This is a genomic window from Paenibacillus turicensis (assembly GCF_017873435.1).
Lineage (GTDB): Bacteria > Bacillota > Bacilli > Paenibacillales > Paenibacillaceae > Fontibacillus > Fontibacillus turicensis.
The window spans coordinates 206896-226522 of record NZ_JAGGKG010000002.1; the positions used below are offsets into that span (position 1 = coordinate 206896).

The 19627-nt window shown below is 37.9% G+C and carries 19 protein-coding genes; 6 read left to right on the forward strand and 13 right to left on the reverse strand.

The window, feature by feature from the left end:
* Nucleotides 1-47 precede the first annotated feature (47 nt).
* The 4 genes from J2Z32_RS03335 to J2Z32_RS03350 form a co-directional block, all read right to left on the reverse strand.
* The gene (locus J2Z32_RS03335; RefSeq protein WP_210087738.1) at nucleotides 48-686 is read right to left on the reverse strand and encodes an ABC-2 transporter permease; all 639 of its coding nucleotides are present in this window, start codon (nucleotides 684-686) and stop codon (nucleotides 48-50) included.
* The gene (locus tag J2Z32_RS03340; RefSeq protein ID WP_210087739.1) at nucleotides 679-1551 is read right to left on the reverse strand and encodes an ABC transporter ATP-binding protein; all 873 of its coding nucleotides are present in this window, start codon (nucleotides 1549-1551) and stop codon (nucleotides 679-681) included. Before J2Z32_RS03340 ends, J2Z32_RS03335 begins: the two co-directional genes overlap by 8 nt.
* Nucleotides 1551-1937, reverse strand: a complete 387-nt coding sequence (locus J2Z32_RS03345) for a GntR family transcriptional regulator (RefSeq protein ID WP_210087740.1) — start codon at nucleotides 1935-1937, stop codon at nucleotides 1551-1553. Before J2Z32_RS03345 ends, J2Z32_RS03340 begins: the two co-directional genes overlap by 1 nt.
* 197 nt (nucleotides 1938-2134) lie before the next feature.
* Nucleotides 2135-2698, reverse strand: coding sequence for a hypothetical protein (locus tag J2Z32_RS03350; RefSeq protein ID WP_210087741.1), 564 nt, complete (start codon nucleotides 2696-2698; stop codon nucleotides 2135-2137).
* Nucleotides 2699-2990: 292 nt separating this feature from the next.
* Here J2Z32_RS03350 and J2Z32_RS03355 point away from each other — a divergent pair, with 292 nt between their 5' ends.
* Entirely contained in the window at nucleotides 2991-3230 is a 240-nt protein-coding gene (locus J2Z32_RS03355) for a hypothetical protein (RefSeq protein WP_210087742.1), read from the forward strand.
* A gap of 66 nt (nucleotides 3231-3296) precedes the next feature.
* Here the strand turns inward: J2Z32_RS03355 and J2Z32_RS03360 are convergent, their stop codons facing one another.
* Together J2Z32_RS03360 and J2Z32_RS03365 are read right to left on the reverse strand one after the other, a co-directional pair.
* Entirely contained in the window at nucleotides 3297-4526 is a 1230-nt protein-coding gene (locus J2Z32_RS03360) for an MFS transporter (RefSeq protein WP_210087743.1), read from the reverse strand.
* Nucleotides 4527-4715: 189 nt separating this feature from the next.
* Entirely contained in the window at nucleotides 4716-5177 is a 462-nt protein-coding gene (locus tag J2Z32_RS03365; RefSeq protein ID WP_210087744.1) for a DUF3939 domain-containing protein, read from the reverse strand.
* Between the two features lie 224 nt (nucleotides 5178-5401).
* On the opposite strand from J2Z32_RS03365, the gene J2Z32_RS03370 reads away from it, so the two are divergent.
* The 3 genes from J2Z32_RS03370 (at nucleotide 5402) to J2Z32_RS03380 (ending at nucleotide 7475) form a co-directional block, all read left to right on the forward strand.
* Nucleotides 5402-6379, forward strand: a complete 978-nt coding sequence (locus J2Z32_RS03370) for a YpdA family putative bacillithiol disulfide reductase (protein ID WP_210087745.1) — start codon at nucleotides 5402-5404, stop codon at nucleotides 6377-6379.
* 21 nt (nucleotides 6380-6400) lie between these two features.
* On the forward strand, nucleotides 6401-6853 hold the full coding sequence (locus J2Z32_RS03375; RefSeq protein WP_210087746.1) for a DUF441 domain-containing protein: 453 nt from the start codon (nucleotides 6401-6403) through the stop codon (nucleotides 6851-6853).
* A gap of 115 nt (nucleotides 6854-6968) precedes the next feature.
* Complete coding sequence (locus J2Z32_RS03380; RefSeq protein ID WP_210087747.1) at nucleotides 6969-7475, forward strand: ADP-heptose synthase; 507 nt, start codon at nucleotides 6969-6971, stop codon at nucleotides 7473-7475.
* 81 nt (nucleotides 7476-7556) lie between these two features.
* On the opposite strand, the gene J2Z32_RS03385 is transcribed toward J2Z32_RS03380, so the two are convergent.
* Entirely contained in the window at nucleotides 7557-7853 is a 297-nt protein-coding gene (locus tag J2Z32_RS03385; protein ID WP_210087748.1) for a HesB/YadR/YfhF family protein, read from the reverse strand.
* Nucleotides 7854-8518: 665 nt separating this feature from the next.
* On the opposite strand from J2Z32_RS03385, the gene J2Z32_RS03390 reads away from it, so the two are divergent.
* Together J2Z32_RS03390 and J2Z32_RS03395 are read left to right on the forward strand one after the other, a co-directional pair.
* Nucleotides 8519-10273: an ABC transporter ATP-binding protein gene (locus tag J2Z32_RS03390; protein ID WP_210087749.1), complete on the forward strand. Its 1755-nt coding sequence runs from the start codon at nucleotides 8519-8521 to the stop codon at nucleotides 10271-10273.
* 5 nt (nucleotides 10274-10278) lie between these two features.
* Nucleotides 10279-12354 carry an ABC transporter ATP-binding protein gene (locus J2Z32_RS03395; protein WP_210087750.1) on the forward strand — a complete coding sequence of 692 codons (2076 nt, stop codon included), beginning with the start codon at nucleotides 10279-10281 and terminating at the stop codon, nucleotides 12352-12354.
* A gap of 117 nt (nucleotides 12355-12471) precedes the next feature.
* Here J2Z32_RS03395 and J2Z32_RS03400 read toward each other — a convergent pair whose 3' ends face one another.
* The 6 genes from J2Z32_RS03400 to J2Z32_RS03425 all read right to left on the reverse strand — a co-directional run bounded on the left by J2Z32_RS03400 (nucleotide 12472) and on the right by J2Z32_RS03425 (nucleotide 19619).
* Entirely contained in the window at nucleotides 12472-13359 is an 888-nt protein-coding gene (locus tag J2Z32_RS03400) for an S-layer homology domain-containing protein (RefSeq protein WP_210087751.1), read from the reverse strand.
* A 66-nt stretch (nucleotides 13360-13425) separates the two neighbouring features.
* Nucleotides 13426-13881: a hypothetical protein gene (locus J2Z32_RS03405; protein WP_210087752.1), complete on the reverse strand. Its 456-nt coding sequence runs from the start codon at nucleotides 13879-13881 to the stop codon at nucleotides 13426-13428.
* Nucleotides 13878-14918, reverse strand: coding sequence for a CobW family GTP-binding protein (locus J2Z32_RS03410; RefSeq protein WP_210087753.1), 1041 nt, complete (start codon nucleotides 14916-14918; stop codon nucleotides 13878-13880). The genes J2Z32_RS03405 and J2Z32_RS03410 overlap by 4 nt, the downstream gene beginning before the upstream one ends.
* 148 nt (nucleotides 14919-15066) lie before the next feature.
* Nucleotides 15067-17367, reverse strand: coding sequence for an endo-1,4-beta-xylanase (locus J2Z32_RS03415; RefSeq protein ID WP_210087754.1), 2301 nt, complete (start codon nucleotides 17365-17367; stop codon nucleotides 15067-15069).
* Nucleotides 17368-17571: 204 nt separating this feature from the next.
* Nucleotides 17572-18558, reverse strand: a complete 987-nt coding sequence (locus J2Z32_RS03420) for a glycoside hydrolase family 43 protein (RefSeq protein ID WP_210087755.1) — start codon at nucleotides 18556-18558, stop codon at nucleotides 17572-17574.
* 50 nt (nucleotides 18559-18608) lie between these two features.
* Entirely contained in the window at nucleotides 18609-19619 is a 1011-nt protein-coding gene (locus J2Z32_RS03425; protein ID WP_210087756.1) for an endo-1,4-beta-xylanase, read from the reverse strand.
* Between the last annotated feature and the right edge of the window lie 8 nt (nucleotides 19620-19627).

Consider the following 19627-nt stretch of genomic DNA (forward strand, 5'->3'; position numbering starts at 1 on the left):
ACGTTCATATTACCCAAAAACCAAGGGATCTAGTCTACACCCTATATTTAAAAATCCTTTTTATTGTAAAAGGAAACCGATGTAATATAGGAAATAACGCCAAATAACAGTGATATACAAGCAATAAAAATAATAAGTGCTGTCTGATGCGTATTCGCCCACATGATCCATGTTGCATTCGGATTTTTTTGCCATATATCACCAAAAATTCCACTCACAATCATAGCACCAACCATCATCACGGTGTTTATATATTTGGCACCAATATGACCTAACCAATAACTGATTGGTAAATACACAAATGAAAATAACAAAATAATTAGAGCACCTAATTGAGCATTCACCCAATTCCACTGCCAACTTCCATTTAACACAAAAGAAACTAACGCATCAACACTAACGACCAATATTTGGGAAGCTAGAATAAGAACTAATGATGTTACATATTTGGATGCGACTAGCATTTTTCGACTGAGTGGTAAACTAACTAGAAATTGCTGATAGGCTAGCTTTAAATCACTTCCTACAACAATAACAATAATCATTGAAGGAATAAGTACTTCCAGCATTAAGTTTTGTTGGCCTTGGAAAGCAAATCTAAACAAAAGTGAGTAACCTATTATAAACCATAAGTAATTTTTGATCATAATAATTTCCTTACGCATAAGGTTAAACATATCAGACATTGACCTTTTCTCCTTTCACTGTGTAATACATAATTTCCTCTAATGTAGGGTGCTCATAAATGACTTGGTCACCAAATAAAGAGACTGCTCTTTGCCGATCCTTGCTCATCCCCTCAAAACCGACGGCCGTTTCTCTTATGCCAATTAGCTCCTTACGTGTATCCGCATCAAGTATATTCGTTGGCCCCTTGACCAATACAAATTGTTCTAAAATTTGATCCTTTGTATCATGCATCACCATTTTGCCTTTATGAAGGAAAGCAATATAATCAGCAATTTTATCTAAATCTGTCGTTAAGTGAGTAGAAAACAATACGGTTTTTTCTTCATCCAAAATGTAATCAGCTAATATATCCAGCAATTCACGACGGACAATCGGATCAAGACCTGCTGTTGGTTCATCCATAATTAATAGGGAGGGCTGCTGCGCAAGAGCAAGCGCTAGGGAGAACTTCATTTTCATACCTTTAGAAAAGGTACGTAGCTTCTTCTTTGAAGGAATCTCAAACAAGTTCATATATTTATTAAAAATGGAATTATCCCAGTTATCATAAAATGGTGCAATGATACTTTTCATTTGGATTGCGTTAAGATGGTCATAAAATATACTCTCATCTGCTACATAACCAATTTGCTTCTTATAGCTTCCGTTTTTTAACATCATATTTTTGTTATTTAAAACGACAATTTCACCCTCATCGGGCAAAACTAGGCCCATCATCATTCGGATTAGTGTACTTTTACCAGCTCCGTTTGGACCAATTAAGCCCGTAATGTACCCCTTAGGTATTTCAATGGACACATGATCTAGTGTCTTGTAGCTTCCATAATTTTTACAAATACCTTGCAACTCTACGGCATTCATCAGTTTTCTCCCCCTTCTTCCACCTGCAACACTTCAATCATTTGAATCAACTGATCTGTACTTATGGATAAACTTCGGCACTCTGCAAGCACCTCTCTTAGCTTATCCTCAAGCATTCTTGTACGCTGCTCGATAATAAATTGTTTATTCCCACCAGATACAAAGGAACCTTTACCTACAATTGAATCAATTAGTCCCGCTTGCTCCAGTTCATTGTATGCACGCTTCGTTGTAATCACACTGATCTGTAAATCCTTAGCGAGCTGACGAATCGATGGCAACGCTTCTCCTGGCATCAACTCACCTTGTAAAATGCTTTCCCGAATTTGTCTCACAATTTGCAAATAAATTGACTCATCTGAGGATGAGGATAATACGATTTTCATGTTCACCTTCCTTAATTCATTAAATGTATATTTCGTAATACATGTATATATACAATATATACACTTGAATTAAAAAAAACAAGTACAAAAAAACCTTTCTTTATGACTAAGAAAGGCTTGAAGGTATAGTAAGCAATAATCAAGTACTAACAAATATGTGCTTACTCTATTTGTTTATACTTTTATTTAAGCTCTAGTTAATTTTGATACCATAACAATAACATTTGTACAAACGTTTGGCGTGACATTGGACTTGCAATGAGCCAATCCTCTTCAGCTACCGTGCTTGAACGTATAATCCAATTCATAGACTGACTACATATAAATGAAAATTGTTGTTGGTTCCATTTGCTTTCTTGCCAAGCACGCATAAAAATTGTGCCATTAGAGTTCGCATTTTTCATACATCGTACTAAAGAAATTACGCTTGCCTCATCTTGACATGATTGAAGCAACTCATGAATGATGTCTTCACTATCCAGTTTATCAAAACAAAGAAGTATTTCATCAAATTTATGCTTAGAAAAGGTAAGGGCAGGAATGTCTCCAATGGAGCAGTTACTCCACAACATTTTTTCAGCAAAGGCTTCGCATTGTTCAAGATCTATTTTTTTTTGATCTGAAGCACATAAATATTCTCTTCGCTCTTTTCCCTTAATCTCATAACAAGCCTCACAAAATTTACCTTCAAAGTCTCTCTCTATTGGTAATTTAAATTGACATACTGAAGCAGTGATGGAGGAATTTTCCTTAAAATGCAACAGTTCACCCCCTGACAAATGTCCAAGTCAATTCATGAAGTATAAAAATTATATCATTTTAAGACATTGAACTGCAAAAGATGAACGTATACTTCATAATAAATGAATTAGTCTACAATAAATCTGTATCAATCTTTTTAGAATGCTAAGCCAAATAAAATGATGAAAATGCTAATCTATTATTGTAATTGTTACTAAACATTTATCGAATTATAATGTTTTCTTAATCTATTTTTAAGATTTCTATTCTACAATAAGTAACATGAACCCATTGTATAGAGGTGATTTGACAATGAGAATACTTATTAACTTTCAAAACACAGTAGTTCCTGTATATTTTAATATGGATAACAAACAACCGATCCAACGAACATTAAGACTATTAACAAATGCACTTGAACACAAAATCCAGACAGGCAAACAGGCCTTGAAGAAATGCTTAAGCTCATTAATCAGCATCGAAATTGAAGGCTCTGAGGCCATATTGCATAGTAAAAGTGAATTTGATTCGTTGGCGTTGTCCTTGTATTAAGCTACAGGGTAGTCATGGTAAACAAAGAAACAGTGGATGATTTTTTTCATCCACTGTTTCTTTTGCCTATAGACTAGAATTAGTGTTATCTATCGTGGTTTGCTCTAATGGTTTATTACGACTAAATTTTGATTTCATAAAAATAGTCAACGATGTTGCGATCAGCAATAAGCCATTTAGTACAAATACGATTGGGATTGCAACCCATCCTCCCAAAGCCCCACCAGCAATTGGACCTGCCATATAACCTAATTGACTTGCCGATTGGTTAAGACCAAAGGCTCTACCTCTAAACTCCGGTTTTGTATATTGCACAATCAACGCATTTAAGGCAGGAAAAACCGCAGCAAAAAATAATCCATAAACAAAACGTAAAATACCGAAACTAGCAACGTTGTGGAAAAAGATCTGTATTAAATTTCCGATACCTCCACCAATGAGACCAATCATTAATGTTTTACGATATCCAATTTTTCCACCAATTTTCCCCCAGAAAGGAGCTGCAATGACCGTCGAAATACCGACTGCCGAGAAAATAATGCCTGAGCTAAAAGACGCATCCTCCCTAGAAGCACCTAAATCAAGTACATAGAGTGATAACAGAGGCTCGAGAACCATCACAGATGCAGTTACGATAAGAACAATCATCAAAACACGGAGGAAAGCAGGATTTTGTGCTGCCTCTTTAATATCATCCTTCACATGCGAACGTTCCTTCGTACGATCATAATTTTCTTCTTTTACTAGAAACCAAGCAATCAATGCAGATAACAATACGACGATGCCTGCTACAGAAAAAGAAAAACGATATCCAATGTATTTACTTAAAATCCCTCCGATCATCGGACCTACAATCCCACCTGCCGCCCCCGCAGTTGACATAATTCCAAGAGAATAGCCTACATGCTTCTCTGGCGTATTCGTAGCAACCAAAGCAATAGCAGAAGGCACGTATCCTGCTAGTAATCCTGACAAAATCCGCACACCAATCAGTTGGTATGGATCCTGAACAATCGAGGTTAGAAAATAAATAAGACTGAGTGAAAACCCAGCTCTTAGCAACATCGGCTTACGGCCATACTTATCCGACAACGATCCCCAATAAGGTGAAATCAATGCGCCTGCTAAAAACGTAATTCCAAAAGCAACCCCCGACCAAAGTGTAAGGTGATGCTCCACCCCTAAATCATGTGCTAAAAATAGAGATAAAAACGGAATTGCCATGGAATTAGCCATACTACAAAAAAAGACGCCTAACCATAATACATATAAATTTTTCTTCCAAGGGAATCCCATATCCCCGTCCCCCCTTTGCTGTCACTTGTCTTCCCTCACCTTAAAGCTTATCTATTAAGTATAGCACTATAAAAATATAAAACCACGTCTTGAAGTAATTAAAGACACTTCAAAACGTGGTTTATGCATTTTCTATCAGTCATATTCTCTGTGTAAATAATGTTGGTATTACTTTAAAAATTAGGTGATTTACTTCGGTCGATGAGTCAACATCATTTCTTGATCTGTTACATATAACGGAAAAGGTGGCTTTTCTTTTAAATAGTGTCCACGCAGCAACACGGAAAAATCAACTTGATATTGTGCTGATTCATCAATAACAGGAAGTTTACCTGTCTCGTCCATGTAATTATCAACCGCCGCTTGGACTAAATCTAAATAATATGGAATCTCCCGATCCTTTTCTTCGAAAATTTCAAACGTTTCTCTAGAAACATAATAGTCTCTATCACTTACTCCACCCAAATATCTAGTTAAGCGTGAAGAATCTAATTGCCCATCTGATTTCAGAAGCGCTATTCGATTAATGCCTTCTGGCATGTCAGATTCGAACTGTAACACTGCTTCTCTCACTTGTTCAAGTGTAGTCTCTACAACGGCCTGAGGTCTGACATCGATGTGCTTGTGTTTCCTTTTGAACCAAGATAACATGATCGTACCTCCTTACTGTCAATATTTAAACAGAAAACGTTTACACTTTTATTATATCCAAAAAAAATCTCTTTGATCTATTTTAAGGGAAATTTCATAGTATCGCCTTAAATTTGTACTAATTTTCTATTTAATTTTAATTACCACGCACCTCCTCACTTGAAACTGGAAATTTTATATGGTTTGCTGTAGGATAATAATGTTTTGAATAGGAGGTTTTTAATATGCTTGATGTTTTAATTATTGGAGGAGGTCCGTGTGGATTATCAGCTGCAATCGAATGTACACGCCGTGGACTCCAGACGCTTATCCTTGAAAAGAAATGTTTAGTTCATTCAATTTATTCTTACCCCACCCATATGCAATTTTTTAGTACACCAGAAACGCTAGAAATTGGGGATATTCCTTTCACTTCTCATCATGATAAGCCATTTCGGCATGAAGCCTTAGCGTATTATCGAGGGGTTAGTGATTTTTATCAAGTTCCTCTCCATTCTTATGAAGAAGCAACCAAAATTGAACGACAAGCAGATTCAAGCTTTATCATCTCTTCTCTGAAGCATACTGGAGAACAAGCTGAGTATCATGCTAAGCATGTAGTCATTGCAACAGGTTATTTTGATCACCCTAATTTGTTAGGGATTCCCGGAGAGGTTACGCCAAAGGTATCCCATTATTTCACAGAAGCTCATCCTTATGCCGGAACAAAGGTAGTGATAATTGGGGGCAGTAACTCTGCTGTTGACGCAGCGATGGAATTAATTCGTGTTGGGGCTCAGGTAACAGTGGTGTGTAGAGGTGAAAACTTATCAAGCTCAGTGAAGCCTTGGGTTAAACCGATATTTGATAGCATGGTGGCAAAAAACAAAATTTCTCTGTTAACCTCAGCTTATGTGTCTCAAATTCATTCTACCTACGTTGAGATCAAGTCAGTAGAGACTGGAGAAATCAGCCGGCTAGAAAATGATTTTGTATTAGCTTTAACAGGTTTTAGACCCGATCGCAAATTACTCCTCTCTGCAGGCGTAGATATGATTGGAGAATTAGAAAAACCTATGTTTAATCCTGATACGATGGAAAGTAATGTGCCAGGACTGTATGTAGCGGGTGTTATTGCCTCTGGTCGTAATGCAAATGAAGTTTTTATTGAAACCGGAAGAGGGCATGGTACATTGATTGCGGAGCATATTATTAAAAAGTAATGAAGGGAGTGTTAAAGAGCCATGGCACAGGTTGATATGACCTCTGTACTGCTATTGTTGTTGGCGGGTCTAGGTTTTTTTAGTAGCAATATGCCAATAACAATAGCAATGATTGTGTTGTTACTGCTTCGAGTGTTACATATGAATCAAGTATTTCCTTGGCTTGAAAAGTATGGACTTACGATTGGCATTATTATTTTAACGATTGGTGTAATGACTCCTGTAGCTAGTGGGAAAATTCCACTTCAAACCTTATGGTCATCTTTTTTTAATTTTAAATCCTTGCTTGCCATCGCAGTGGGGATATTAGTAGCTTGGTTAGGTGGACGAGGGGTAGTACTTATGGGTAATCATCCAACTATCGTAGCAGGCTTGTTAATTGGTACCGTTCTTGGTGTAGCTCTGTTCGGTGGTGTACCTGTAGGGCCTCTCATTGCCGCAGGCCTACTATCATTATTGATCGGAAAGCTATAAGCTTCCGATCCTAACGCTGAATATTCAAGTTCATTATGGTATACTCCTTAATGATGTGCATATCTAATTGGTATGAACGGGATGAATACCCGAATTTTTACAGGAGGTTTTACCGATGTATCGCCGCTTTGTTATCGAAGCTGTGATGGTAGCTATTTATGGTGAATTGTTGACACCAAAAACAGCGATAGAATATATCGTACCTTATAGCACCATCATGGAATTATATGAACTTCATCATAGTCCTGACCCGATCATTAATAATACTAAGCAGGATCAATTAGTAAAAGAAAGAATAGGACAATTGATTGCTTATTTAGACATGCCCTTTCATCGCAAAAAACTAGAACAATCACTTCATATCCCTTGGGTACGAAGCACATCTATTCTTTTTAGCAACAACATTAAATGGACAGTTATTAATGCGTTGGAGCAAGAGCAATATGGTGAATACTTTGATCCGATTGAAACTGAGATGATTTTAGTGGCAGAACGTGAAAAGGTGCCTGTGCTAACAGATCAAATCGAATTTATAAGCAAAATTGTAGAGGGGCACGTCCCTGTTCAGGTTTTTGATATTGCAGATTTTCAATTCGCACTAGAGGGTAAGTTTTCAATCTAGTCTTTAAAACAAAAAGAGCCTTTGCTGCAGCATGCACCAAAAGCTCTGAATCAATATATATTTTTAAGTACCTGAGTAAATTTAAGCGTGCTGAGGAACATATTTAAAATCGATACCTTCCAATGCTTGGTCATAGGCTACTTGAAGATCATAACCCTCCAAATACCACATATCCTTATCTTCCATATAAAAAGTAATCCCATCAATGACAGAGGATAATCCTGCTGACATCGGTGGTTCTACTTGAAGTCCTAGTGAAAATCCAGGATGCAATTCACCTCCTGCACTATAACGAGCAAAGAAACGAACGGCTTGACCTTCCTCAATTCCAAGCTCATGCTTAAACCAATCTGTTGCTTCATGAGTGACATTTATCATTGTATCTCTCCTCCTATCTATATCTCATTGTATCGGAAACATATACAAAAAGCCACATTCCCCCTCATAACTAACCTTTAAAAAAACGGCTCAATCTTGAAATTAGTGCCTGACAACAAACCCAAACTAGCGAAGAGACAGGGAGATTCTGAAGATTGTCTTCTAAAATCAAATTCCATCCTATATTTACTCCAATTAAAAAGGAATATGATTTTAACAACAATCGCAATAACTCTCTGGATCGTAGCTTCTAGCCTCCAGTCGTTGTCAAGTACTGATTTATGAATAGAGCCAAAAAAACAATTGACATATAACAAAAGCTAGTGTTAAAATTTTCAACATACAAGAGTGCACATTGCATTCAATATCTTACAAAGAAAGGGTGATTTCAGTGTTGACAATTACAGTGCAGATTTTTGATCGTGGCAATGCATTTACCGGAGATTTACCACAATTGAATACTGAAACAACCCGTATAGATTTGGATCGCACACTTTAACCCATCTTGTATCTATCATTGATTGTGTTATTCATCGTCGCGGCGTTGTTTCATTGATTTTATCAAGAAACGTTGCGATACTAAAGCCATACATACAGGCATATCGTTATGAGTTTTTTGTAACGGTATGCCTTTTTTGTGGTTTCAAAAAGGAGGATTTCCCTTAATGTTTTCCGTACTTAAAGATTTGGGATGGTTTTTTAAACGAGAAAGAAAGCGCTACACCATTGGAGTTATTTTTTTAATTTTATGTGGCGTATTAGAACTGTTTCCTGCCAAAATTTTAGGAAACGCGATTGATGGGATTGCAAGTAATATGATGACAATGTCTTCACTTACTGTGCATGTATTGCTCATTATTGGCTTGCTAATTCTCATTTACAGCATTACGTACGTATGGATGCGACAATTGTTTGGTGGCTCCAACTTAGTTGAGCGTTTGCTTCGTACACGCTTTATGAATCATTTATTGGGTATGACACCCCCATTTTTTGAACGTAATCGTACAGGAGATCTTATGGCTAGAGCAACCAATGACTTGCGTTCTGTTGCACAGACAGCAGGTTTTGGGATGCTCACCCTTACAGATTCGACCGTTTATTTGCTTACCATTTTAGTAGCTATGACAACGACCATTAGCTGGAAGCTAACCTTAGCAGCGATTATCCCTCTTCCTTTTATTGCCTTGTCTATGGCTTATTATGGTAAGGTCATTCACCAGCGTTATACCTTAGCACAAGATGCATTTGGGGATATGAATGATCAAGTATTAGAATCTGTTGCAGGAATACGTGTCATTCGTGCTTATGTACAAGAAACCCACGATACAGAACGTTTTGCTGATATTACTGAGGATGTATACCAGAAGAACCTTGCTGTCGCGAAGGTAGATGCTTATTTTGAACCTACCATTCGCTTATTTGTTGGATTAAGTTATGCAATTGGTTTAGCCTATGGCATGTATCTGGTGTTTCATAATGAAATCACTTTAGGTGACCTTGTTACCTTTAATATGTTCCTTGGGATGATGATTTGGCCGATGTTCGCCATTGGGGAGTTAATTAACGTGATGCAACGAGGTGGCGCTTCCCTTGATCGTGTAAACGAAACACTTAATACACCACAGGATGTAAAAGATGTAGATCACCCTATCCATGTGGAAAATCCATACTCCATCGAGTTCAAAGATGTCACATTTCGTTATCCTACGGCAGTAAGTGATAACCTAAGTAACATCAATATACAAATTAAGCAAGGTCAAACCATTGGCATTGTTGGGCGCACAGGCAGCGGAAAGTCAACTTTAATTAAACAGCTTTTAAGAGAGTATCCTATAGGTACAGGACAATTACTAATTGCAGATGTACCTATTGAGCAAATTGCATTAAATGACTTATACAGCTGGATTGGTTATGTACCACAAGAGCAGGTGCTTTTTTCTAAGACAGTTCGAGAAAATATTCAGTTTGGCTTACAGGATGCAAGTGATGAGATCATTATGGAGGCGATTCGTACCGCTGCCTTTGACCAAGATTTAGTTACATTATCTGATGGACTAGATACATTAGTTGGAGAAAAAGGGGTTGCCCTATCTGGCGGTCAAAAGCAACGTGTTGCCCTCGCAAGAGCGTTTATCTCTGACCCTGAAATTCTTTTGCTAGATGATGCGCTATCAGCTGTTGATGCACGAACCGAAGCAAAAATTATTAACAATATTCGCACGAAGCGTGCTGGCAAAACAACACTTATTGCTACACACCGTCTTTCCGCAATCGAGCATGCAGACTTAATTGTAGTGCTTGAGCGAGGACATATCGTTGAACAAGGATCACATCTTGACTTGCTACAGGCGGAAGGCTGGTATAAAGAGCAATTTGAACGTCAGCAAGTTGAAGCGAACCTCAGTTCAGAGGAGGAATAAAAATTATGCAAAAGAGCAGTACAGGAAAAAAACTGTTTCAATATGCGCTGACAGCTAAAAAAACATTCATTTTAGCATTGATTATGTTAGCCATTGGGGTAGGCGCAGAGCTTGCAGGCCCCTTTCTGGCTAGAGCAATGATAGATAATCATATGTTAGCGATTGAAAAACCATATTACGAAGTGAAAAATTGGGATGCTGACACGGTTAGCTTTGAAAATCGTTATTTTAAACGTTCTGATCGGGTTGTCGCAGGCGAAGCAACTGGAAACGAAGCTCATATCCTTCAAGTTGGGAAATCCTTTGTTTTTATTGAAGGTGCCATGGACAAAATTGATGGAAAACGTAGCTTTCAGGATGGTCAGTTCTCTTTAGAGAACAACGGTATCATTACAACCTACCCTGCTAAACAGCTAAGCTCTACACAACTATTTTCGTTTTACAAACCTGAATTACCAGGGATCTACAGTCTTATTATGTGGTACCTTGTATTTCTCGGAATCTCCATCTTAATGGAATTTGGTAAAACGTATTGGCTACAATCTTCAGCAAATCAAGTCATTCGCAAGCTTAGAATGGATGTATATGCACATATTCAACGTTTGCCCGTTCACTTTTTTGATAACCTCCCTGCAGGGAAGGTCGTATCGCGTGTGACAAATGATACCGAGGCAGTGAAGGACTTATTTATTGCGGTGTTATCCAACTTTTTCTCTGGAGCGATCAATATGATTGGCGTATACATCGCCTTATTCATTTTAGACTTCAAGCTAGGGTTGATTTGTTTGTTTGTTGTTCCGATGATTTGGTTATGGATTGTGTTGTACCGTAAATTTGCAACGCGTTTCAATACGATTATCCGTTCAAGATTAAGTGAAATTAATGCGATCATTAATGAATCCATTCAAGGAATGTCCATTATTCGTATATTTAGGCGGCAAAAGCAAACCCAAGCCGAATTTGAACATCTTAACAACGATTATATGAAGCATCAAAACAAAATGCTTAACCTTAATTCCTTTACATCACATAACCTCGTTGGTGTACTAAGAAACTTCTCGTTTGCCGTCGTTCTCTGGTATTTTGGTTCACAGCAGCTAACAGGTGCAGGTATCATTTCTCTTGGTGTGTTGTATGCCTTTATTGATGTATTAGGCCGTCTCTTCCACCCAATTACAGGAATGGTCAATCAGCTTGCTGCGCTTGACTCCTCTATCGTTTCGGCAGGGCGTGTATTTAAGCTCATGGAGGAAACTGGTGAAGAGGTTGATTATGGTACAATGCCACGTTATCGTGGGGATGTAGAGTTTAATCATGTATCCTTTGCTTATAAAAAGGATTATGTGCTAAAAGATATTAATTTCCAAGCGAAGCAAGGTCAAACGGTAGCGCTAGTTGGGCATACAGGCTCAGGCAAAAGCTCCATTATTAATTTGTTATTCCGCTTTTATGATCCACAAAAAGGGACGATTACGATCGATGGGCAAAACATTAAAGATTTGCCTAAGCAATGGATCAGAGCCCATATGGGGATTGTATTACAGGACCCTTACCTATTTACGGGAACGATCGCTTCTAATGTCAGCCTAAGTGATAAGCGTATATCTAGAGAAGCTATTGTCAAAGCTTTAGAGGATGTTGGCGCGACTAAAATTTTATCACATCTGCCGCAAGGAATTGATGAGCCTGTCATTGAAAAAGGGAGTACTCTGTCAGCAGGTGAACGTCAGTTAATTTCTTTTGCACGAGCGTTGGCGTTTGATCCAGCCATCTTAATATTAGATGAAGCAACAGCAAATATTGATACCGAAACAGAGGCCCTAATTCAATCGGCACTAGAAGTGCTGAAAAAAGGCCGCACTACCTTCATCATTGCTCACCGTCTCTCTACCATTCGTAGCGCAGATCAAATTTTAGTGTTGCACCGTGGAGAAATTGTTGAGAAAGGTACACATGATGAGTTGCTTGCTAAAGGTGGACGATATTATCAAATGTATCAGCTACAAGGCGGCTCTGTAGATACTTCTACACAACCTGCTGGAGTGATAAAACCTATGCAACCGATCGTGACACCAAGCTAATCAGCATTGTTGGAAAATAAACGTTGGCAAGTACTAATTTCTAATAGAGCCACATAAAAAACACAAAATAAAAATCCGCCCTCTCTATAATAGAAAAGGCGGATTTTTTAGCTTGGATTAAGGAGTTTGAACTAACTTAATATTTTTGTATTGACTAGAAACATACGTTTCTGTGTATGAATCCATAATGACCTGAATATACATTTTATCTGGGTCTGGATCAAGCAACTTGTAATAAATCGTCGCTTGGTCAGGCTCCGTAAACTCAATCTTCTCAACGGCAATTCCGTAACCAGGATGAGGCTGATTTTCACGCGTTACAATCACTTTATTGATAGCATCACTTACTTTTTCTGTCTTAAAAGATACTTGATCGTTTAACTGCTCATTAGCCTCTTTAAAGGCACGCACGAATTCATTTGCTTTATAAGCCATTTTTGCAGCTTCCATACGTGTGATGGATTGCTTAGGATGGAATTTCCCTTCCTTATCTAACGTCGCAATTTTGTGCAACAGCATAACCTGTACATCTCCACTATAATCAAGTGTAATATCAGATTCATCTGTAATAAAGATATACATTTTAACAAGAGGGTAATTGCCAGTCGTATACAATGCTTTTCTTAAAATAGAAACAAAGGCTTCTCGTGATAGCTCTGCTGTTGGATTAAATTGCGCTGGAAGCTCAACCCCATTGTCTTTAAGTATATTCAAAGAATTTGTATACCATGGGGCTTTTTCCATTTTCAAATCATCATTGCTAGCAGCTTTTGGCTTGAGATCAAGTGCCTTAACGATTAATTGTATCCCTTGTGCTCCAGTTAATTTTTGATTTGGGGCAAAGATATCGTTGTTAATGCCTTGAATGATCCCTTTATCCAATAACGCCTTTGTTATTTTTGCATCTTCACCTGTAACATCTGTAAAGGCAGATGCAGAGGCGCTAAGTAAAAGGGATGTGGAGAGTGCTAAAACCGCTGCAACTTTAAATTTTGATTTTCTCATTTTTTATCACCTCTGCACACTCTGACGTGGAGTTTGTATAAAATGTTTCAGTTTTAGCTATTTTTATCACTCTTCATTTAAATCAAGCTTACGATATAAGTCATGTGTATGCTGCTGTAGTAATGCTTGTAGCTTAGATGCGTCCTCACAAAAATGTTTAAGCTCTTTAATCATCTCTGTTCTCCCTTTCTCGGAGAAGGTAGCATGAATTTTTTGTTTAAAATAATCGTGTACGATATAATTTCGCTGCTTCCAAATATGTTTTAACAACTCCATTTCCTCAGGAGGAAACGTAAAGTAATGACTTATTTCTCGGACAAGCTGCCCTAAAGAATTGCTTAGCTTTTTATCAAAATGTAACTTTAGCTCCTCCTCTGACGTCATATCCCCTGAAGCAACTTTAATCAAAATAATAAAATTTGCCATCTGCTGCTCTAGTGCTTGTGAGTAATACACGGCTAACCCAAAGTAAGCAAATAACTCTCTAGATTGCAAATGCTCATTTAATAATGAATCACTCATAGCAAACCTTCCAGCTTTCGTAGTTCATTGCTGATCCATTGCTGGTCAAAATGCTCTCCGATAAATACAGCAACATCAGCTACTTCACCTTGTGGTGTGATCGCCATAAAATCAGATTCCCGATAAGCATATTGAAACAGGAAGCGTTTTGATGTATCCGTAAAGCTAAGTACACCTTTTGCACGATATATTTCTCTTGGGAGCTGCTTAATCAGCTGTTCAAATGCGTGACTATCCACTGGCTTTTGAAAATAATGCGTATATACTGTAACATGCTCATGCGAAGCATGGTCATGGTCATGGTCATGGTCATGGTCATGGTCATGGTCATGGTCATGGTCATGGTCATGGTCACAATGATTATGGCATGCACAGTTAGATTGTTCAACCATGGATGTATCCAAACCATTTGATGCAAAGAAATTTCCTTCTAATAATGCTGTTAAGTCTACCTCACATTTTATTGCCTCTATAATATGTGCATGAGGATTCATACGCTTTAAAAACTGCTTCATTTCAGCTTGCCTTACGTCATCAATTTGATCTATTTTGTTCATAATTAGCAATGTTGCTGCACGAATTTGATCCATCATTAAGGAATATGTTTTGCCACTTTGGGCTTCGTAAAGCTCATTTAAATAAGCAGTATCTACTACTGTAATTAGTGGTTTTATGTCTAACTTCATAAATAAAGATAGCTCTGTCACAGCATCTAAAATATCAATTGGATTCGCTACCCCTGTCGCTTCAATAATAATGACATCAGGTTGTTCATTTTCAATTAACTGCGACAATTCAGTACTTAAATCTTCACGGACTGTACAGCATATACAGCCACCTAGCATTTCTGACATTGGAACCTTGGCATCAACCAACATCCCATCAAGATTAACTTCGCCAATTTCATTCATAATTACTGCGGGCTTGACATGTTGTTCCTGTAAAAAGGAGATCATTTTTTGTAATAACGTCGTTTTGCCGCTACCTAAAAATCCAGATAATATATAAATAGGTGTAACCCCATTTTGCTGTGTCATATGTAAACCCTCCAATGTTTCATAAAGTTTCATAAACGATCATTTTAATATTATCATAATTTTGATCAGACTGGCTATTTCATAAGAGGACAAAAAAGCTACACCCTTCACTAGCTGATGCTAGTAAGAGGTGTAGCTAATTACTTCTTTATTTTGTGGATTTAACTTTAGTTTGCTTTGCTTTTGTTTGCTTAGTTTTAGTTTGTTTTGCTTTTACTGGTTTTGCTTTTTCTTGTTTCTTTGGATCTGGTTTTCCTACTAAATTCAAGATGCCATATACAGAAGTATCTTGATATCCGTTACCAGTAATGTCATTCCAAGATGTAACACTTTGACGCGCACCGGACTTAGCATCATTAATTTGAATATCGAAGCCAAGCTTCGTACCATTGTTAGGCTTCACTGCAGTTAACGGAATTTTCATCTCTACCGTATAGTTTGTACCAGATACCGTTACCTTGGATTCAAAGCCTTTTTTGATTCCATCAGGGTTAAATGAGGTTTCATTGGCAAAGTTAACACGATATTGACCATCATCCTCTTGATAGAAGGTTGTTTTTTCATTGTTTTGATCTAGGAATACTTCAACTGAATCTTGTTCCCATGCATTTTTATTTGATTTGTCTAGCTCTTTATCACTAACCTGTACTAGAACATACAAGTTTTTGTCATCCCACATTGCTTTAGCAGTTCCTGTTGCACCTTGCCAAGCGGTTTGATATTTATTCACTTGCATAGCTGGAATCTTATTCCAAACGGCATCTACTTTACCATCGATTACTGGTGTTCCATAAAATGCATTCGATTGATTTGCTTCTGATGTATCAGGAACATGCTCCTCTAGGTACTTATCCGGTTCTACAACACCATAGTAAGCAGGTTTTGCTTGAAGGTTTTTATCAAACACTAATGGGTTGTTCTCTGAACGCCAGCTTGTGCCATCATCAAGTCCCCAGAAAGTAACACGTGCAATATTTTTGCTGTGCTCTTTATACAATTTCATAAGTTGTGCATATAAGTAACCTTGCGCTTTAGTTTCTTTGTCTGTCATTTTATAGTTATTTCCAGCTGAAATGTCGAGTTCAGTCACACTAACCTCAACACCAGTTTTAATGAAACGCTCTAATGACAATTTAACATTTGTAGGGTTGGTGTTAATCCCGTAATGTCCTTGCATACCAATTCCATCAATGAGTTTTTTACCTGGATGCTTCTCAGCATATTTATCATTTAATTCTTTAACCATTGCAGCAATTGCTGTAGATTTGTTTTGATTATCATCATTATAGTCATTGTAATATAACTTCACATCCCAATCTGGGTGCTCATCTAGCACTTCTCTTGCCGCCAAAAAGGCTTGCTCTAAGAAATCAGGACCAATAGATTCAAACCATAAGGATTTACGTAGTGCATTTTTCCAATCGGTTGGATTTTGAGGATTGTCACCCATTGCTTCATTTACGACATCCCATGAAATGACACGATCTCCAAAATGCTCAACAACTTTACGAATATGTGTACGCATATTTTTTAATGCTTCATCTCTAGACAATGGAACTTCTTTACCTTGACTGTCTAGTTTACTATACATCCAAGCAGGGGATTGCTGATGCCATACTAATACATGACCATGCATTTTCATACCCTCTGCCAAAACTTTATTGACGATCGTATCTGCATCTTTAAAAGTAAATACACCTTTTTCCTTTTGTAGCGCATCTGGTTTCATTGCATTGCCAGTTGTTGCTACATCGTGATGCATCTTTAAAAGCTCTAATCTTCTGCCTTCCAAATCCTCGGCAGAGATTGCATTTCCAATTAAGAAGTCATTTTTGTAAACCTCTTTAATTGCTTTAATATCCTTTTGAATTTCATGCGCATCCACTCCTGTTTCTGTGAAACTAATATCATCCACATAAAAGGAAGCGGTTTTGCTATCTGGAGCTTCTACATAAATAGTCAAAAATCCATCGCCAGTGCTATTATAGCGATATTGTCCTTGAAGCTGAACCCATCCATCACTTGCATTTACAGTTTTAGAGCTAATCGAGTTATAACCTGCCCCACTGCCTTGACCCACTTGGGTTGACAATCGTAATGACGTTGTAGCTGGCTCAATCAGCTTAACCCATGCACTCACTTCATATTGCTTACCTGCTTGCACATATTCCTCCACACGAGCAGTAGGGCCATGCCAGGAATCTAGTCTTCCTTCAACCTTTAGCGCTTTACCTCCACCTTCGGTATGGTTTTCTTTATCTGTAATCGTCAGCTTTTCCGTTCCTGCTCTTCCTGTAACTGGTCCTGCTTTTCCATCCTCAAAAGTGATGGTTGTAAATTTTTTCCCTGATTGCTCTGCTTGTGCTGTTGCACTTGGCCCTACCATAGGAACCAATAATGCAACCGTCAGCAAGCTAGATAAAAATACTTTTAATGGTTTTTTACTCATCTAGTGCACCCCTTAAACTAAAATGTGAAATATTTATTAATTAAATAATACATAATAAAACCCAATTTAAGCGCTTACATAAATAAAGCAAAAAAATTCAGGAGAAATAAAATAACCCCTTGAAGCAAAAGCCAATCGTAAGGATAGGGCTATATACACAAGGGGCTCTAATCATAGGTGTAAATGAAGCAGGTTGCAGTTGCTTTAGCTCTCCGGATAAGGATCAATCATACGAATTGTGCCATCCGGATTGTAGGTTAACTCAGCATATTTTACGTTACGCTTATAGTCAACCCCTTCGGATAATGAGCAATCATGATAAAATAAGTACCATTTCTCCTGAAATTCAACAATAGAATGATGTGTCGTCCAACCGATTACTGGTGGCAAAATAGTACCTTGGTACGTATAAGGTCCCATTGGGTTATCCCCAATCGCGTAAACCAATTTATGCGTTGATCCAGTAGAGAAGGATAAATAATATTTTCCATTATATTTATGAATCCAAGGACCTTCAAAATATCTGCGATCCTCATCGCCAGCAGGGATTGGATTTCCATCCTGATCTACAATTAAAATTTCATGTGCTTCAGTTGTTAAAGAAAGCATATCATCACTTAGCTTGGCAATTCTTGGACCAAGTGCAGGTGCATCAGGAGCAGGCCCTTCGGCATCTTCTACGAATTTACCTGTTTGCCATTTCTCTAATTGTCCACCCCATAATCCACCAAAAACCATGTAAGCTTGATCATCTTCATCCACGAATACAGCAGGATCAATACTAAAGCTTCCTTCAATATAGTTCGCTTCAGGCTCAAAAGGACCCGCAGGAGAAGCTGATGTAGCTACACCGATACGGAAAATTCCTTCATGATCACGTGCTGGGAAAAACAAATAGTATTTTCCATTTTTAAACGCTGCATCTGGAGCCCACATCTGACTAGATGCCCAAGGCACGTCCTTCACATGCAATACTTGCCCATGATCTACAACTGGCGAGTTAAAGTCAGCCATAGATAATACATGGTAGTCCTCCATTCTATATTGATCACCGTTATCATTAATTTCTCCATCATGATCCAAATCATGAGAAGGATAAATATAAATACGATCTTCGAAAACATGTGCTGAAGGATCAGCAGTATAAATATGAGAGACTAAGGGTTGATGCTGCTTAGGCAATTCAGACATTGAAATACTCCTTCCAATTATATATTTATCTCTAACAAGTGTTTATATTTTTATTTCTTAACTAGCTGTGCTACCCGTTCATAAGCTGGTTTCGGTTTATGAGCTTCATCAAATAAAAACGGCCAATTTTTACGTCCTCTAACTGGGAAATCACTCAGCCACGTGTAATCATCCGCTGCACCCCAAAAAGTAACCGCACTAATATGATCTCGATATTCGCGAAGCATACTAAAGACAGATTCGTAGCGTGCTGCTTGCAGCTCTAGCAATTCTGCTGGAGGCTCTAGTAGATCTGTGCGCTTATCTTCAAAGCGGAACACAGAAACATCTAGCTCTGTCAATTGAAGCTGTAGACCAAGCTGCGCATATTTTTCAATTGCAGCCCGAATGTCGTCAAGATGCGGATCGTACAAATTCCAATGCGCTTGTAGACCAACACCATGGATAGGTACACCTTGATCTAGTAAAGAAGAAACTAATTTATAAATCCGATCTCGCTTGATAGGATGAGATTCATTATAATCATTATAAAATAGTAAAGCGTTAGGATCTGCTTCATGTGCATACTGAAAACCTTTTGCAATGAAATCTTCACCAACGATATCTAGCCATTTTGAGGGTCTTAGGAAAGCATCCTTATCCTCGGAATCATCTGAAATGACTTCATTAACTACATCCCAGCAATATATCGTATCCTTATATCTTCCAACGACAGTATTAATATGTGAGCGAAGTCGTTCTAATACTAACTCAAGGCTAGCTACTCCACCTTTTCCATCCTCAAATAGCCAATTTGACGTCTGATTATGCCAGACTAACGTATGACCACGTAATGCAAGCCCATTTTGCTTTGCAAAAGCTGCAATTTCGTCCCCTTGCTGGAACGTATATACATCCTCTTCTGGATGTAAGCTGACAAACTTCATTTCATTTTCAGCTGTAATACTATTAAAATGATGGAGGAGCAACGATTTTTGATTTTTAATCGTGATTGGATTCACCGCTGCACCAATATGAAAATCATTTTTAAATAAATCCTTTAACGCTTCTTCCTGATGCATTCACTCAT

Coding starts and splice junctions, on each gene's coding strand:
- J2Z32_RS03335 (WP_210087738.1), bottom strand. CDS start 686: ATGTCTGATATGTTTAACCTTATGCGTAAGGAAATTATTATGATCAAA.
- J2Z32_RS03340 (WP_210087739.1), bottom strand. CDS start 1,551: ATGAATGCCGTAGAGTTGCAAGGTATTTGTAAAAATTATGGAAGCTAC.
- J2Z32_RS03345 (WP_210087740.1), bottom strand. CDS start 1,937: ATGAAAATCGTATTATCCTCATCCTCAGATGAGTCAATTTATTTGCAA.
- J2Z32_RS03355 (WP_210087742.1), top strand. CDS start 2,991: ATGAGAATACTTATTAACTTTCAAAACACAGTAGTTCCTGTATATTTT.
- J2Z32_RS03360 (WP_210087743.1), bottom strand. CDS start 4,526: ATGGGATTCCCTTGGAAGAAAAATTTATATGTATTATGGTTAGGCGTC.
- J2Z32_RS03365 (WP_210087744.1), bottom strand. CDS start 5,177: ATGTTATCTTGGTTCAAAAGGAAACACAAGCACATCGATGTCAGACCT.
- J2Z32_RS03370 (WP_210087745.1), top strand. CDS start 5,402: ATGCTTGATGTTTTAATTATTGGAGGAGGTCCGTGTGGATTATCAGCT.
- J2Z32_RS03375 (WP_210087746.1), top strand. CDS start 6,401: ATGGCACAGGTTGATATGACCTCTGTACTGCTATTGTTGTTGGCGGGT.
- J2Z32_RS03380 (WP_210087747.1), top strand. CDS start 6,969: ATGTATCGCCGCTTTGTTATCGAAGCTGTGATGGTAGCTATTTATGGT.
- J2Z32_RS03385 (WP_210087748.1), bottom strand. CDS start 7,853: ATGATAAATGTCACTCATGAAGCAACAGATTGGTTTAAGCATGAGCTT.
- J2Z32_RS03390 (WP_210087749.1), top strand. CDS start 8,519: ATGTTTTCCGTACTTAAAGATTTGGGATGGTTTTTTAAACGAGAAAGA.
- J2Z32_RS03395 (WP_210087750.1), top strand. CDS start 10,279: ATGCAAAAGAGCAGTACAGGAAAAAAACTGTTTCAATATGCGCTGACA.
- J2Z32_RS03400 (WP_210087751.1), bottom strand. CDS start 13,359: ATGAGAAAATCAAAATTTAAAGTTGCAGCGGTTTTAGCACTCTCCACA.
- J2Z32_RS03405 (WP_210087752.1), bottom strand. CDS start 13,881: ATGAGTGATTCATTATTAAATGAGCATTTGCAATCTAGAGAGTTATTT.
- J2Z32_RS03410 (WP_210087753.1), bottom strand. CDS start 14,918: ATGACACAGCAAAATGGGGTTACACCTATTTATATATTATCTGGATTT.
- J2Z32_RS03415 (WP_210087754.1), bottom strand. CDS start 17,367: ATGAGTAAAAAACCATTAAAAGTATTTTTATCTAGCTTGCTGACGGTT.
- J2Z32_RS03420 (WP_210087755.1), bottom strand. CDS start 18,558: ATGTCTGAATTGCCTAAGCAGCATCAACCCTTAGTCTCTCATATTTAT.
- J2Z32_RS03425 (WP_210087756.1), bottom strand. CDS start 19,619: ATGCATCAGGAAGAAGCGTTAAAGGATTTATTTAAAAATGATTTTCAT.